The sequence below is a fragment of the Actinomycetospora termitidis genome, assembly GCF_030286555.1.
GTDB classification, from domain to species: domain Bacteria; phylum Actinomycetota; class Actinomycetes; order Mycobacteriales; family Pseudonocardiaceae; genus Actinomycetospora; species Actinomycetospora termitidis.
On record NZ_JASVWF010000001.1, the window covers coordinates 226,870 to 241,237 of the forward strand.

At 74.7% G+C, this 14,368-nt stretch carries 14 protein-coding genes; 8 read left to right on the forward strand and 6 right to left on the reverse strand.

Going from position 1 to position 14,368, the window contains the following annotated elements; all coding sequences use genetic code 11:
• Positions 1–63: 63 nt before the first annotated feature.
• The gene (locus QRT03_RS01175; protein WP_286052020.1) at positions 64–1,083 is read left to right on the forward strand and encodes a prephenate dehydrogenase; all 1,020 of its coding nucleotides are present in this window, start codon (positions 64–66) and stop codon (positions 1,081–1,083) included.
• Positions 1,084–1,179: 96 nt separating this feature from the next.
• Here QRT03_RS01175 and QRT03_RS01180 read toward each other — a convergent pair whose 3' ends face one another.
• Positions 1,180–1,947, reverse strand: coding sequence for an ATP-dependent DNA ligase (locus tag QRT03_RS01180; RefSeq protein WP_286050588.1), 768 nt, complete (start codon positions 1,945–1,947; stop codon positions 1,180–1,182).
• 63 nt (positions 1,948–2,010) lie between these two features.
• On the opposite strand from QRT03_RS01180, the gene QRT03_RS01185 reads away from it, so the two are divergent.
• A complete protein-coding gene (locus QRT03_RS01185) occupies positions 2,011–2,760 on the forward strand; it encodes a helix-turn-helix domain-containing protein (RefSeq protein ID WP_286050589.1) in 750 nt (249 codons plus the stop codon).
• Positions 2,761–2,833: 73 nt separating this feature from the next.
• Positions 2,834–3,850 carry a non-homologous end joining protein Ku gene (gene ku, locus QRT03_RS01190; protein WP_286050590.1) on the forward strand — a complete coding sequence of 339 codons (1,017 nt, stop codon included), beginning with the start codon at positions 2,834–2,836 and terminating at the stop codon, positions 3,848–3,850.
• A 54-nt stretch (positions 3,851–3,904) separates the two neighbouring features.
• Here the strand turns inward: ku and QRT03_RS01195 are convergent, their stop codons facing one another.
• A complete protein-coding gene (locus QRT03_RS01195; protein WP_286050591.1) occupies positions 3,905–4,132 on the reverse strand; it encodes a heavy-metal-associated domain-containing protein in 228 nt (75 codons plus the stop codon).
• Between the two features lie 195 nt (positions 4,133–4,327).
• Here QRT03_RS01195 and QRT03_RS01200 point away from each other — a divergent pair, with 195 nt between their 5' ends.
• A complete protein-coding gene (locus tag QRT03_RS01200) occupies positions 4,328–4,918 on the forward strand; it encodes a type 1 glutamine amidotransferase domain-containing protein (RefSeq protein WP_286050593.1) in 591 nt (196 codons plus the stop codon).
• Positions 4,919–4,988: 70 nt separating this feature from the next.
• A complete protein-coding gene (locus QRT03_RS01205) occupies positions 4,989–6,095 on the forward strand; it encodes an NHL repeat-containing protein (RefSeq protein WP_286050594.1) in 1,107 nt (368 codons plus the stop codon).
• Positions 6,096–6,150: 55 nt separating this feature from the next.
• Here QRT03_RS01205 and QRT03_RS01210 read toward each other — a convergent pair whose 3' ends face one another.
• Both QRT03_RS01210 and QRT03_RS01215 read right to left on the reverse strand, forming a co-directional pair.
• The gene (locus QRT03_RS01210; RefSeq protein WP_286050595.1) at positions 6,151–7,695 is read right to left on the reverse strand and encodes a serine hydrolase domain-containing protein; all 1,545 of its coding nucleotides are present in this window, start codon (positions 7,693–7,695) and stop codon (positions 6,151–6,153) included.
• Between the two features lie 89 nt (positions 7,696–7,784).
• Positions 7,785–8,999, reverse strand: coding sequence for an MGDG synthase family glycosyltransferase (locus tag QRT03_RS01215; RefSeq protein WP_286050596.1), 1,215 nt, complete (start codon positions 8,997–8,999; stop codon positions 7,785–7,787).
• A gap of 279 nt (positions 9,000–9,278) precedes the next feature.
• On the opposite strand from QRT03_RS01215, the gene QRT03_RS01220 reads away from it, so the two are divergent.
• Both QRT03_RS01220 and QRT03_RS01225 read left to right on the forward strand, forming a co-directional pair.
• Positions 9,279–10,484 (forward strand): MGDG synthase family glycosyltransferase, encoded by a 1,206-nt coding sequence (locus tag QRT03_RS01220; protein WP_286050597.1) that lies wholly within the window; start codon positions 9,279–9,281, stop codon positions 10,482–10,484.
• The gene (locus QRT03_RS01225) at positions 10,481–11,374 is read left to right on the forward strand and encodes a DMT family transporter (RefSeq protein WP_286050599.1); all 894 of its coding nucleotides are present in this window, start codon (positions 10,481–10,483) and stop codon (positions 11,372–11,374) included. Before QRT03_RS01220 ends, QRT03_RS01225 begins: the two co-directional genes overlap by 4 nt.
• A gap of 167 nt (positions 11,375–11,541) precedes the next feature.
• Here QRT03_RS01225 and QRT03_RS01230 read toward each other — a convergent pair whose 3' ends face one another.
• Entirely contained in the window at positions 11,542–12,738 is a 1,197-nt protein-coding gene (locus tag QRT03_RS01230) for an LCP family protein (protein WP_286050600.1), read from the reverse strand.
• Between the two features lie 224 nt (positions 12,739–12,962).
• Between QRT03_RS01230 and QRT03_RS01235 the strand changes: the two genes are divergently transcribed.
• A complete protein-coding gene (locus QRT03_RS01235) occupies positions 12,963–13,673 on the forward strand; it encodes a VOC family protein (RefSeq protein ID WP_286050601.1) in 711 nt (236 codons plus the stop codon).
• A 9-nt stretch (positions 13,674–13,682) separates the two neighbouring features.
• Here the strand turns inward: QRT03_RS01235 and QRT03_RS01240 are convergent, their stop codons facing one another.
• Positions 13,683–14,336, reverse strand: coding sequence for a TetR/AcrR family transcriptional regulator (locus QRT03_RS01240; protein ID WP_286050602.1), 654 nt, complete (start codon positions 14,334–14,336; stop codon positions 13,683–13,685).
• Positions 14,337–14,368 lie beyond the last annotated feature (32 nt).

The following is a 14,368-nucleotide window of genomic DNA, read 5'->3' on the forward strand; positions in this document are numbered from 1 at the left end:
GCGCACTTGGGCGAACCGCGGTCACCCGGACGGCTCGTCCTACGCTCCTGCGTCGTGGGGACAGTGGAACCGGACAACGGTGCCGTGCTCGCCGCGGCCCTGACGCGGCCCGTGTGCGTGCTCGGGCTCGGGCTGATCGGCGGGTCGTTGCTGCGGGCGGCCGTCGACGCCGGTCGGGACGCGTGGGGGGCCTCGGCGTCGGAGACGACGATCGAGAAGGCGCGCGCCGACGGCTACGACGTGAGCGACACCGTCGCCGACGCGGTCCGCCGCGCCGCGGACGCCGACGCGCTGATCGTGGTCGCCGTGCCGCTGACGTCGATGGACGACGTGCTCGCGGTCGTCGGCAAGGAGGCGCCGGACTGCCGGCTCACCGACGTCACGAGCGTGAAGGAGCCGGTGCGCGACGCGGTCGAGCGCTGGGCCCCGGGCAGCCGGTTCGTGGGCGGCCACCCGATGACCGGCACCGAGTTCTCCGGGTGGGACGCCGGGTCGCTGCAGCTCTTCCACGACAAGGTGTGGGTCGTCGCCACCGACGACGACACCGACCTCGAGGTGTGGACCGACGTCGTCGCGCTCGCGCTGGCGTGCGGCGCGACCGTGGTGCCGGCCGCCTCCGACGAGCACGACGTCGCCGTCGCCCGCATCTCCCACCTGCCGCACCTGCTGGCCGCGGTGCTGGCCGCCGTCGGGGCGGACGGGGGCGAGCTGGCCCTGGCGCTGGCGGCCGGGTCCTTCGCCGACGGGACCCGGGTCGCCGCCACCCGCCCGGAGCTCACCGCGGCGATGTGCGAGGGGAACCGCGCGGCCCTGCTCGCCGCGCTCGACGACGCCCTCGGCCGCCTCGGCGCCGCCCGCGGGTCGCTCGCCTCCACCGGCGGCCTGCTCTCCACCCTCACCGCGGGCCACGACGGCCGCACCACCCTCGACGCGGCCCGTCTCGACCGCCGCGAGGTGCGCATCGACGTCTCCGGCACGCCGGCGGAGCGGCTCGAGGCGATGCGCGAGCTCGGCCGCAGCGGCGGGCGGATCATCGGGTGGACCGCCGAGGCCCTGGAGGAGGCGGCCCCGGCCGACGACTGAGGCCCGCTCGGGCCCGGTCGCACGACCCCGCTCGCGAGTGCGACACCACGCAGGAGCCCGGCCCCCGGAACCTGCATCACGTCGCACTCGCGCGCGTCACCAGAGGCCCGGGGGCTCCTCCTCGGGCTCCCGGCTGTGCCGGGCGCGCCGGACCTTTCCCGACGGCGGGTGCTCCGGCCCGCCGGGCGGGAGCGCCGAGAGCGCGGGCCCCGCGGGAGGCTGCTCCGGCAGGTCCACCGCCGTCGGCGCGGTGGGCAGCACGTCGGCGGCCGCGACGACCCGCAGCCAGTCGTGCGGGGAGTCCGCGTCGTAGCCGGTGTCCCGGCGGCGCGCCATCACGCCGGGCAGCCCCTGCTCGCGGACCCCCGCCAGCAGCGCCGGCCCGTCGTCGTACACCGGGGAGACCTGGATGCGCCCGACCTCGTCGAGGCTCAACCGCCCGAGGGTGGCCCGGCGCTCGTCGAGCGGGCGCTCGGTGAGCGGGACGCCGTAGAGCCGCAGCACGTCGTAGACCATGAAGATCGCCGGACGGGCGCGGGCGAGGGTGCGTGCCTTGCGCGGGTCGGCCCGGCGCAGCCGGTCGAACAGCGCCAGCGACGACGGCTGCCCGGCGTCGAGCAGCACCGCCTCGCCGTCGAAGAGCCCGTCGGCCACCACGTCGGCCAGCGGCGCGAACTCCGGGAACCGGGCCGTGACGTCGTCGCCCTCGAGCGTGCGCAGGCACAGCGATCCCTGCTCGACGTCGGCGAGCAGCCGGATCCCGCTCCAGTCGACCTCGTAGCTCCACTCCGGGCCCACGGGGAGGCGCCCCGGCACCGGCTGCATCGGCCGGATGCCGGCTCCGCGCACGCCGACCTCCTGCATGCCGACATGGTGCCCCGTGGGTCCGACACCCTCGCCGCCGACACCCCGGGCGAGGATGGGAACGTGCGTGACGAGCGGGAGATCGGCGGGGCGTGGCGCCGCCACCAGCGCCACCAGCGCCGCGAGCCGCCCGCCGACCTCGCGACGTGGGCCGACCACCTCTGGTCCGCCACGTGGGACTACGCGAGCCCGTACGCCCAGAAGATCGCGCCGTCCGCCGTCGTGCACCTGACGGCCCGCGACGGCGCGCCGCCGGAGTGGCACGGCCCGACCACCCGCCACGTCGTCCGCGAGCTCACCGGACGGGGCGGCGTCGTCGGGATCGCCCTGCGGCCGGGCCTGGCGCGGGACCTCGTCGGGCGCCCGGTGTCGACGCTCGCCGACACCGCGGTCGCGGCGGACGGGCCGGCCGGGATGCACGACCTCGACGCGCTCGCGGCGTGGCTGCGGGCCCGGGTGCCGGTCGCTCCGTCCCCCGACGCGCTCGTGGCCGCCGAGGCGGTCGAGCTGGCCCGGGACGACCCTAATCTGCGGCGCGTCGAGGACCTCGCCGCGCGGTGCGGCCGGCACCCGCGGCGCCTGCAACGGCTCTTCGCCGAACACGTGGGCGTCGGACCGAAGGCCGTCCTGCGGTGGTACCGACTGGGCGAGGTGACCCGGCGGATGGCATCCGGTCGGCCCATCGCGTGGGCCGCGCTCGCCCACGACCTCGGCTACGCCGACCAGGCGCACCTCGTCCGCGACGTCACCGCCCTGCTCGGGGAGTCGCCGACCGCCTACGCCGCGCGGTATCCCCGCGCGGAAATCCTGTGAGGTGGGACGCCCGTGGGGCATCCTGGTGGCCGAGGTCCGGTGACGCCGGGTCACCGACGAGGGGAGCCGCGCGATGCGCGCGATCTGGAACGGCGCCGTGTCGTTCGGGCTGGTCAACGTGCCCGTGCGGCTCTACGCGGCGACGTCGAACCACGACATCCGCTTCCACCAGGTGCACGAGATCGACGGCGGACGCATCCGCCAGAAGCGCACCTGCTCGGTCTGCGGGGAGGAGGTGGCCTACTCCGAGATCGCGAAGGGTTACGAGACCGACGACGGGCAGCTGATCATGCTCGACGACGACGACCTCGCCTCGCTCCCCACCGCCACCGGCCACGAGATCGACGTCGTGCAGTTCGTCCCGGCCGACGACGTCGACCCGCTGCTGCTGGACAAGAGCTACTACCTCGAGCCCGAGAACAAGGCCCTCAAGCCGTACTCGCTGCTGCGCGAGGCCCTGCGGGAGACCGACCGGATGGCGCTGGTGAAGGTCGCGCTGCGCCAGCGCGAGACCCTCGCCCTGCTGCGGGTCCGGGACAACGCGATCGTGCTGCAGACGATGCTCTGGCCCGACGAGGTGCGCGAGGCCGACTTCCCGGTGCTCGACAACGACGTCGAGGTCCGCCCGCAGGAGATGGCGATGGCCTCCTCGCTGATCGACTCGCTCTCCGGCGAGTTCGAGATCGGCGACTTCGAGGACGAGTACCGCAAGGCCGTCGGCGACCTCATCGAGTACAAGCGCGAGCACGGCGGCGGCCGGCCGGCACCGGAGGAGGCGCCCGCCGAGGACGCCGACGACATGACCGACCTGCTCACCGCCCTGCGCCGCTCCGTCGAGGCGGCCGGCGGGAAGTCGGCGGAGACGGCTCCCTCCGAGGAGAAGGCCGAGAAAGCCGAGAAGGCCGAGGAGAAGCCGGCCGCGACGGAGGATGACCCTGCCGAGGAGAAGCCGAAGAAGTCCACGTCGCGCAAGCGGTCGTCGACCGCGAAGGCCGACGGCGACTCGTCGTCGGGAACGAAGAAGGCCACCACGACCCGCTCGCGGCGCAAGAAGGCCGACGACGACAAGGCCGAGGAGAAGGCCAGCTAGCCGTTCCGGGCGCTGGGTGCAAGCAATGACCCATTGCTTGCACCCAGGGGCCGATCAGGCGCGGACGTAGGCGTCCCGGTTCGGCACGTCGTAGCCCTGGTCCTCGATCGCCTCGACGACGGACCCGAGCTGGAGCTCGTCGTCGTGCTCGACGCGCACGACGCGGTTCTCCAGGTCGACGTCGATGCCCTCGACGCCGTCGATGGGCGACAGCGCGCCCTCGATGGCGGCGCGGCAGTGGTCGCAGTGGATCTCGGGAACCGAGAGCGTCGTCGTGGCCATGTGGGTGTCCTCCCTGACTCGGCCGGTGGGGCTTCTCCCGCGACGGTGCCACGCTTCGCCGCCGGGCGTGGCGCCCACCCCGTCGGCGTTTGCCTCCGCGTCCGCCGGGGATCCCGGCCCTGTCCGTCGGCCGTCGCGCCGACCAGTACCCCCCGAGGGTATCCCACCTGCACTTTCGAGGAGTGTCACATCGTCATGGCCACATCGGACCGCCCCCTCGAGGGCCGCACCGTCGGATTCCTCGCCGCGAAGGAGGGCACCGAGCAGGTCGAGCTCACCGAGCCCTGGAAGGCCGTGCAGGAGGCCGGCGGCACGCCGGTGCTCATCTCGGAGACCCCCGGCTCGATCCAGGCGTTCAACCACCTGGACAAGGGCGACCGCTTCGACGTCGACGCCGTCGTGAGCCAGGTCAAGACCGACAACTACGACGCGTTCGTCCTGCCGGGCGGGGTCGCCAACCCCGATCTGTTGCGCACCATCCCGAACTTCGTGCGTCTGGTCGGTGAGGCGTTCGCCACGGGACTGCCGGTCGCCGCGATCTGCCACGCGCCGTGGTTGCTGATCGAGGCGGACGTGGTGCGCGGCCGCCGCCTGACCTCCTTCCCCAGCCTCGCCACCGACCTGCGCAACGCGGGCGCCGAGTGGGTCGACGAGGAGGTCGTCGTCGACAACGGGCTGATCACCAGCCGCAACCCCGACGACCTGCCGGCCTTCTGCCGCACGCTCGTCGACGAGTTCTCGAAGGCCGAGAAGCAGGCCGAGATCCACGCCGCCGAGGTGCGCTAGACCCTGTCCGGACGGCGGGTGTCGGCCGACACCCGTCGTCGGGACCCGCCGATCGGGGTACAGCCGGGACATGCCTCGTCGTCGAGCACGCGTCCTGCTCCTGTCCGCCCTCGCGGCGGGCCTCGCGCTCACGGCGTGCAGCAGCCCGGCTCCCCCCGCCCCGGCCCCGGCGTCGGCACCGAGCGTCGCTCCCACCACCGGGCAGCTGGTGCCCGGCGTCCCCACCGAGGGCACCCGGCCCGACACCACGAACCTCTCGCTCGCCGCCGAGCCGCAGTCCGCGCCGGCTCCCACCACGCCGCCGCCCGGGCGGCAGGTGCAGGTCGGCCAGGCCCCCGAGGGCGTGGTGGTCGACCCGGTGACCCGCACGGTCGCGGTCGCCACCCGCAACCCGAACGCGCTGGTGCTGCTCGACGCCGACACCGGCGCGGTGCGGGCCACCACCCCGCTGCCGGGCTTCGTGCGGCACCTCCAGCTCGCCGCACCCGGCGGGCCCGTCCTCGTGCCGGTGGAGAGCGCGAACTCCCTGGTGCGCGTGAACCTCCCCGGCGGGCAGGCGGACCCGCCGCTGTTCGTCGGCACGGTCCCGCACGACGCCACGCAGGCCCCGAACGGCACCGCGATGACCGCCGACGAGCTCGGCGGCACGGTGTCGGCGATCCGCGACGGCCGCGTCATGAAGATGTTCACCGACGCCGTGCAACCCGCCGGCCTCGCGCCGGTCGGGAACCTCGTCGGCCTCGTCGATGTCCGCAAGAACGACCTCACGGTCTACGACGTCGACGCGCTGCGCATCGTCGGCAGCGCCCCCTCCGGCGCCGGGCCGACCCACCTCGTCGCCGACCGCCACGGCCGGATGATCGCCACCGACACCCGCGGCAACCAGGTCATTGTGTTCCAGCCGAACCCGGACGGGCCGCCCACGCAGGTCGGGGCCGTGCCGCAGCCCGGCGGGCCCTACGGGATCACCTACGACCCGGTACGCGACCGCGTCTGGGTGGCCTCGTCGGGCACGAACGAGGTGATCGGGTACGACATGACGGACCCGCAGCCGCGCGAGGTGTCGCGCATCGCGACGGTGCAGAACCCGTACACCGTCGGCGTCGACCCGCAGACCGGCCGGCTGTTCGTCGCCGGCGTCTCGACGGGCGTGGTGCAGATCGTGGATGTGCCGTAGGCAGGTGAGCGGAAATTGTCGCTATCACGACAATTTCTGCTCACCTGAGCTCCGCTCACACCCGCCGGAACACCCCCAGCCCGGTCTCCTTGTTCCACGCGTTCACTGTCAGCTGTGACCCGGCGAAGACCACTCCGGAGTCCCCGAAGGCGCTCTCGCCGCGCGGGGTGAAGAAGAACGTGTCGCCGGTGTAGTGCGGGAGCGGGTACGTCTGCCGCTCCGGGCCGACCGTCAACGACAGGGACCCGTCCGGGCCGGCGTTCACCACGAGGTCGCCCCAGAAGTCGCTGCGGTAGGTCCCGACGTAGGCCGCGGCCGGCTGCGCCGGGGCGACCTGGGCCGGCGGCCGGGTGTAGTCGGTCGGGTCGACCGGCGCGGAGAGGGACGCGAACGCCTTCCGGTACTCGCCGAGCCAGTCGACCGTCTGCCGGCCGTTCTCGACCTGGTCGACGAACCGCTTGTTGATCGCCTCGGGCAGGCCCTCCGGGTAGCCGTTGGTCAGGGTGACGATCCCGAGCTGCTCGGCGGGGATGAGCTGGACGTTCGTGGCGGCGCCGGTCGAGAACGCCCCGGAGTGGTTGACGACGAGGCGGTCCGAGGAGTCGCGGTCGACGTTCCAGCCCTCGCCGTAGAAGGCGAACGGGCCGCCCACCTCCTGCTGCGGCTCGCGCACCGCCTGCGGCCCCCAGATCTGGTTCAGCGCGTCGTCGCCCAGCACCTGGGTGGACCCGGCCTTCCCGCCGGCCAGCAGCATCGTCATCCACTTCGCCAGGTCGTTCACCGACGAGCTGGCCCCGCCGGCGGGCGCCTGCCGGTCGACGTCGAACGTGAGGGTCGGGACCCAGGCGCCGTCCGGGCCCTTCTTGTGCAGCGCCGCGCGGTCGGGGCGGGTGGCGAGGTCGGCGTACCGGTAGCTGGTCGAGGTCATCCCGAGCGGGCCGAAGATCTCCTGCTGGGCGAGGTCCGGCCACGTGGTGCCCGCGGCCCGGGCCGCCGCCTCGCCGCCCGACGTCAGGCCGAAGTTGGTGTACGAGTAGGAGTCCCGGAACGGCTCGAGCGGGAGCAGGGCCTGGCGCGCGAAGATGTCCTGCTCGCTGAAACCCAGGTCCTCGAGGATGTCCGTCGTGTCGATGCTCTCCGGCAGCCCGCTGCGGTGGGCGAGCATGTCGGCGATCGTCGCGTGCGAGCCGACCCACGGGTCCGACAGCGTCCAGCCCGGCAGCCGGGAGGCGACGGTGTCGGTCCAGGCGACCCGTCCGTGGTCGGCGGCCGCGCCGACCACCGTCCCGGCGATCGCCTTCGAGACCGAGGCCAGCTGGAAGACCGTGTCCGGGTCCACCGGCTCGGGGCGCCCGACCTGGCGGACGCCGAAGCCCTTGGAGTAGAGGACCTGACCGCGGTACACGACCGCCACGGCCGCGCCGGGCACGCCGGTCGTGCGGAGGTCGGCGTCGATGATCCCGTCGAGGGCACCGACCGCGGCGGTCACCGCCTCCGGCGTGATCCCCGACGGCGCCGCTGGCGGCGGGGCGGGCGCCGCGGAGGAGCACCCCACGAGCACCGTCGCCGCCACGACGAGAGCCGACGCGAGCTTGGTCACACTACGTGTCCGCACAGGAGGACCGTATGGAGTACCTCCGCCCCGCGGAATGGACCTAGGTCGCGTTCGGTCACACGACCTGCCTCCCGTCAGGACGCCGCCGCGACCGCCGTCCGCTGTCCGGCCGCCTCGAGCACGATCTCGGCGACGTCGCCGTCCGGGTCGGTGGGCCACGGGGACAGCGGGGAGGTCCGCGAGATGCCGTCGAGCACCTCGGCCAGGGCCTCCGGGGTCGTCGGCCACGGGGCGAGGCCGGCGTCGGCCAGCACCGTGGCGTTGGCCCGCCCGTGGCCCGGGATGGGGTGGTAGGTGACCGCCGGCAGGTTCGCGACGAGGGCCTCGGTCACCGAGAGCCCGCCGGCGTTGTGCAGCAGGACGTCGCAGGCCCCCATGAGCGCGGGCACGTCGTCGCGCCAGCCCAGCGCCGTGACCCGGGGCATCGCGTCGAGCTCCGCGCGCAGCGTCGTGTTGCGCCCGCACAGCACGACGACGTGGGCCGCCGGGTTCGTCAGGGCCGCGGACACCAAGGACGGCACGTCGCCGAGCCCGAGGGACCCGGCGCTGATCAGCACCGCGGTCTCGTCGTCGCCGAGCCCGAGCGACCCCCGGGTCTCGGTGCGGTCGGCGTCGGTGTGCGCCCGGGAGAACGCGGGGCCGACCAGCGGGCCGGCCGGGCGCACCGCCACGCCGTACATCGCGTCGGCGGCCGCCGCGCACGCGCTGGTGACCGACAGGTGGGTGTCGACCCCGGGGTGCAGCCACATCCGGTGCGGCGCGGGGTCGGTGAGGTAGCTGATCACCGGGACGTCGATGCGGCCCGCGGCGCGCATGCGGCCCAGCGTCTGGCAGGACAGCGGGAACGTGGAGACCACGACGTCCGCGTCCCGCGTCCACCGCCGCACGGTGCGCTCGGAGAACGTGAGGAACGTCAGGATGATCCCGCGGACGTCCCAGCGGTGCTCGAGGGCGTAGAACAGCCAGTCGAAGAACCGGGGCAGGCGGTTGACGGTGAAGCCGTACCCGTCGCCGATGATCACCTGCCCGTAGCGCGGCAGGGCGTCGAGGTAGTCGTGCACGTCCACCACGGCGCCGCGGGCCCGCAGCCGGGCGGCGAGCTCGTAGGCCGCACGGTCGTGCCCGGCGCCGACGCGGGCCGTCAGCACCACGACCCGGGGCGAACGCTCCGGGCCGTCCTTGCGGCGGTCCTCCGGCGGGCGGGGACCGCGGCGCAGGACCCGCAGGTGCGGGGCGCGTCCGGGGCGCCGCCGGGCACGGGTCGTCCTCGGGACGCCGAGTACGGTCATCGGTCGCGGGGCTCCTCTCGGGCGTGACGACTCCCCGACGGGCACGGGTCGTTCCTGTTCGTCGACGGTCGTCCGGGTGCCGTGACCCTCCCGTGAACCTACTGTGACCCACGGTGGACCTCGACGCGGGACTCATGATCGGCGCGTCCGGAGGACGGATGATGAGGCGCGGGTGAAGGGTCGCCGAAGGACCCGTGCGTGGTTGAACGGGCGCCGCCGCTCGTGTGAACAGCACACCCGGACGGGTGCCCGGGATCGGCGATCGGGAGACTGGGCCCTGTGACGAGTCCGCCGATCGACCGCGCGACCCGGTTGCTGATCGTCTCCGGCGAGATCGGCCAGGGCCACGCGGCCGTGGCGCGCGCCGTCGCCACGATCGTCGCGCGGGACCGGCCGGACTGCGACATCCGGCTCGCCGAGGCGTTCGCCCGCATGGGCCACGGCTCGGGACCGGTGTTCCGCTGGCTGTTCGAGTTCGCGGTGCAGTGGACCCCGGTGCTGCAGGAGGCCTGGTACGCCGCGGTCACCCGGTCCCGGCTGGTGCGCTGGTTCTACCGCGAGGTGATGGGCGCCTGGGTCGCCCGCGCGCTCGCCGCCGACCTCGACGGCCCGCACGCCCGCCTCGCCGCGGGCGGCCCGCCCGACGTCGTCGTCTCGACCCACCAGCTCGCGACGGCGGGCCTGGCCTGGCTGCGCCGCCGCGGCCGGCTGGACGCCCGCGTCGTCGCCGCGATCTGCGACTTCGCCCCGCACGCGTACTGGACCTATCCCGGCGTCGACGAGTACCTCGTGCTCGACGACCTCGCCGCCGCCCCGACGCGGGTGATGGACCCCGGCGCCGGGGTGACGGTGCGCTCGGCGCTCGTCGGGGCCCCGTTCGCCCCCGTTCCCGACGACGAGGCCCGCGCGGCCCGGCAGCGGCTGGGACTGCCGTCCGACGCCCTCGTGGTGGTCGTGACGGCGGGTTCGCTCGGGCTGGGCGGCATCACCGGGGCGGTCCGGACGGCGCTGGCCGCCGACCCGCGCTGCCACGTCGTGGCGGTGTGCGGCCGCGACGAGCGGGCCCGGACGCGCCTGCGGGAACTCGGACGCCGGGTCGGCTCGGCGCGGTTGCGGGTACCGGACTGGGTGGACGACATGCCGACGCTGCTCGCCGCGGCGGACGTGGTGGTCAACAACTCCGGCGGCGCCAGCGCGCAGGAGGCGCTGGCCTGCGGGCGCACCCTCGTGATCTACCAGCCGCTGCCCGGGCACGGCCGGGACTCCGCTCGCCTCCTGGGACGGGCGGGCCTGGCCCGGACCTGCCGTCGTCCGCGGGAACTGACCGGCCTGCTGCGGTCGTGGCTCGACGACCCGGCGTCGCTGCGGGCGGCGCACGCCCGGGCCGCCGAGTGGTCGCACCGTCAGGCGGGGGTCGACCTCGCCGCCGTGCTGAAGCTGCCGACGACCGTCGAGCCGGACCCGACACCGGGGCACCCACGGTGAACGCCGCGATCGCCCTGCTGAGCGCCCTCGTCGGCGCCGCCGGGATCTCCACCGGCACCGTGCTCCAGCAGCGCGCCGGTCAGGAGATCGACGAGCCCGCGTCGACCCGGGAGCTGCTCGCGCGGGTGCTGCGCCGGCGCCGGTGGTGGGCCGGGCAGGCCGTGATCGCGGCCGGGTTCGGCTCCTACGCCTACGCGCTGCACATCGGGCCGGTCGCGCTGGTGCAGCCGGTCCTGGTGACGGGCCTGGTCTTCGGGACGATCGCCTCGGCCGCCCTGGCCGGGCGCCGCCTGGACCGGCGCCTGCTGGGTGCCTCCGTGGTGTGCGTGCTCGGGCTCGCGGCCTTCCTGGCGATCGCGCACCCCGAGGCGCCCGCCGTCATGCCGCCGCCCGCGGTCACCCCGCTCGTCGTGGTCGGCGTGCTCGCCCTCCTGGTCGGGACGCTCGGCCTGCGGGGCGCCGGGTGGCCGGAGCCGGTGCGCGCGGCGCTGCTCGCCCTCGCGACGGGCGGGTTCTACGGCCTGACCGCGACGCTGTTCGCCACGGCGCTGGCCGCCTCGAACCTCGTCGACGCGGTGGTCTCCTGGCCCTTCGCTGCTGCGCTGGTGACCTCGCTGTGCGGCTGGACGTTCTCCCAGCGCGCCCTGCACCTCGGTCGGCTGAACGCACCCGTCAACGCGGTCATCGGGACCACCGACCCCGCCGTGGCCGTCACCCTCGGCGTGCTGGTGCTGGGCGAGACCGTGCGGACCACTCCCCTGGCGCTCCTCGGGGAGGTCGTGGCGGCCGCGGTCGTCGTCGCGGGCACCGTCGTCATCACCCGCCAGAGCGCCGCCGTCCTGCGCACCGACCGCTCCGGCTCGGGCGAACGCGCACCCGCCTGGGGCTGACCATGTCGTGGGACACGGTTACCGCCATCCTGCCGATCGTGCTGATCCTGATCGGGTGCACGGTCCTGGCGGTGCTGTTCAGCCGGGACCGCTGAGCGCGTTCCTGGGCCCCCGGGTGTGGCAGCAAAGCGTCGTCGCTGTCATCCAGTGGCAGCATTGCCACATCGTCACGAGCCGGGCGTCACGAGGTCGTTCGGGATGTCGTCCCCGGAGCGCAGCGCGTCGAACAGGCGCTGCGAGTCGCCCTTGCGCCACACCACGGCACCCGACACCGACCCGGACGGCGAGATCGGCACCGTCGTCGTCACGCCGCCCGACCCGACCGAGTGCATCCCCCAGCCCAGGCTCGCGAGGTGCCACACATGGGTGGACTCGTCGACGGTCAACGTGCGCACGGCCGCCGTCGCGAACGGCACCGACGCGAACGGGTTCGCGAGCGTCAGCGGGCTGGCCGCCTTCGACATGAGCGCGGAGAGGAACGCCCGCTGGTTCTGCACGCGCTGCAGGTCGGCGTTGGGGAAGGCCCGCGACCGGACGTACCCCAGCGCGTTCGGACCGTTCAGCTCCTGGCACCCGGCGGGCAGGTCGATCCCGGCCTTCGGGTCGTCGAGCGCCTCGTCGAGGCACATCTGCACCCCGCCGACCGCGTCCACCATCCCCGCGAACCCCTCGAAGCCGATCTCCGCGTAGTGGTCGATGCGCAGCCCGGTGGACTGCTCGACGGTGCGGGTGAGCAACTGCGGGCCACCGCTGGAGTAGGCCGAGTTCAGCCGGGCGGTCGTGCCGTCCACCTCGACCAGCGAGTCGCGCGGCAGGCTGACGATCGAGGTCTGCCCGCCGAACGAGCCGACGTGCACGATCATCATCGTGTCCGTGCGGTTGCCGTCGGCCTCGCCGGTGGAGAGCTGACGCTCCTGGGCGGTCGACAGCCCGGCGCGGCTGTCCGAGCCGACGAGCAGCCAGTTCGTGCCCGAGCCCGACGCCGGACGTCCGGCGTACGACGACAGCGCCTCGGTGCGCGTCATCTGCGTGTCCAGGTACACGCCGAACCCGACGATCAGCAGCAGGACCACCCCGACCAGCGCGGCGATCCGCCGACCCCACCGGGCCTTCCGGACGGCGGGTCGGGACGGCGGCGCGTTCCGGACGGGCGGCGGCGGTCCGACGCGGGTCGGCTGCGGCTGCGGTGGCGGCGGCGCGCCCTGGGCCGCCCGTGGGGGCTGGGGCGGGCGCGGGGGCGGTGGCGGCGGTCCCGGGCGCCGCGGGGGTGCCTGCGGCGCCTGCGGTGCCTGGGGAGGCATCGCGAAGCCGCCGGGTCGCGGTCGGGGCGCGCCGGGGCCGGGTGGGCCCGGTGCTGGAGCCATCGGCCGTCTCCCTCGCTGCTCGGCTCCCCCGCCCCGGGGAACCGGGACGGGAGGGACGCCGGGGCACTCGGGCTGGCCGCACGAGTCCGGACGCCGCGTCGGAGAGCGACCATAACCACCGTCGGAGTGACGGCTCCATCCGAGTCACGACGTCCACCGAACGACGACGTTGCCTCGGGTCACCGGATCGGCGGCATCGAATCGGAGTTGCGGGGTCCGGGACGATGCGCTGCGTGTACCTCGAGAACCTGGTCCGGGACGCCCGCGACCCCGGGACGCTCGGCCGGTTCTGGGCCGCGGCGCTCGGCCTGACCGAGCTGACCGACGAGCCGGACGGGTACGAGGCGCGCCTGCCGTTCGACGACCACTTCCTGGATCTGTGCTTCCAGCGGGTCGACGACCCCTCGCCGGCGCCGAACCGCCTGCACCTGGACCTCCGTGGGGGCGAGGCGCAGCAGGAGGTGGTCGACCGGCTGCTCAGGCTGGGCGCGGTCCGCGCGGACATCGGGCAGGGCGACGTGCCGTGGACGGTCCTGGCCGACCCCGAGGGCGAGGCGTTCTGCGTGATGGAGGACCGACCGGCCTACCGCCACGGCGGGCCGCTCGCCGGGCTCCCGCTCGACAGCGCCGACCCGGAACGCGACGCCGCGTTCTGGGCGGCGGTCAGCGGGTGGGTGCGGGTCGAGGGGACCCCCGGCGTCCCGAGCCTCCGCCACCCCTCCGGCACCGGTCCGCTGCTCGAGCTCTGCCGAGAGCCCGCACCGAAGGGCGCCGGGAAGAACCGGCTGCACCTGGACCTCCGGGCGGAGCCCTCCGACCCCGCCGGCCGGGTCCTCGCCCTCGGCGCCACGCTGGTCGCCGACCCACCGTTGCCGTGGACGATCTACGCCGACCCGTCGGGGAACGAGTTCTGCGTGCTCGACGCGCGTTCCTGACGGCGGGGCTCAGCCCCGGTCGAGGACCGCCACGCCGATCTCGGTCACCGTGTCGCCGAGGGCCAGGATCGCGTCGGCCATCGCCGAGGCCGGGACGTCCGGCGACTCGACGGCCTCGAGGACCAGCTCGTTGATCCCGCCGACCAGCGCCAGCGCCACGCCCGCCGGGAGGTCGCGGCCCCCCGCCGCGGCCAGGGCCACGAGCCCGTCCGCGAACCGCTGCAGCACCTCTCGGCGCACAGCGAGCCCGGCCGGCCCGGCGGAGCCCACCTCGGTCAGCATTGCGCGCGTCAGCAACGGGTGCTCCGCCATGGCGGCGAGGTAGGCCCCGGTGACGCCCGCGATCTCCTCGCGCACCGGCGCGCCGGTCCCCACGGTCTGCGCCGCGGCCGCCGCGATGCGGTGCAGCGGGGCCTCGGCGACGACCCGGTAGGTGGCGAGCAGGCACTCCTCGCGGTCGGCGAAGTGCTGGTAGAAGGTCCGCTTCGAGACGCGGGCCCGGGCGACGACGTCGGTCACCGTCACGCTCGCGTAGCCCTGCTCGGCGAGCAGCTCGCCCATCGCCGCGATCAACCGATCGCGGTGGTCCGGACCCGGAGCGACCCCGGTGCGGATGGCGACCACGACCGGGTGCTCGCCGGAATCCGCCGTGTGCGCGCTCACAGACACTGGCCTATGGTACCAGCTCGTACCAT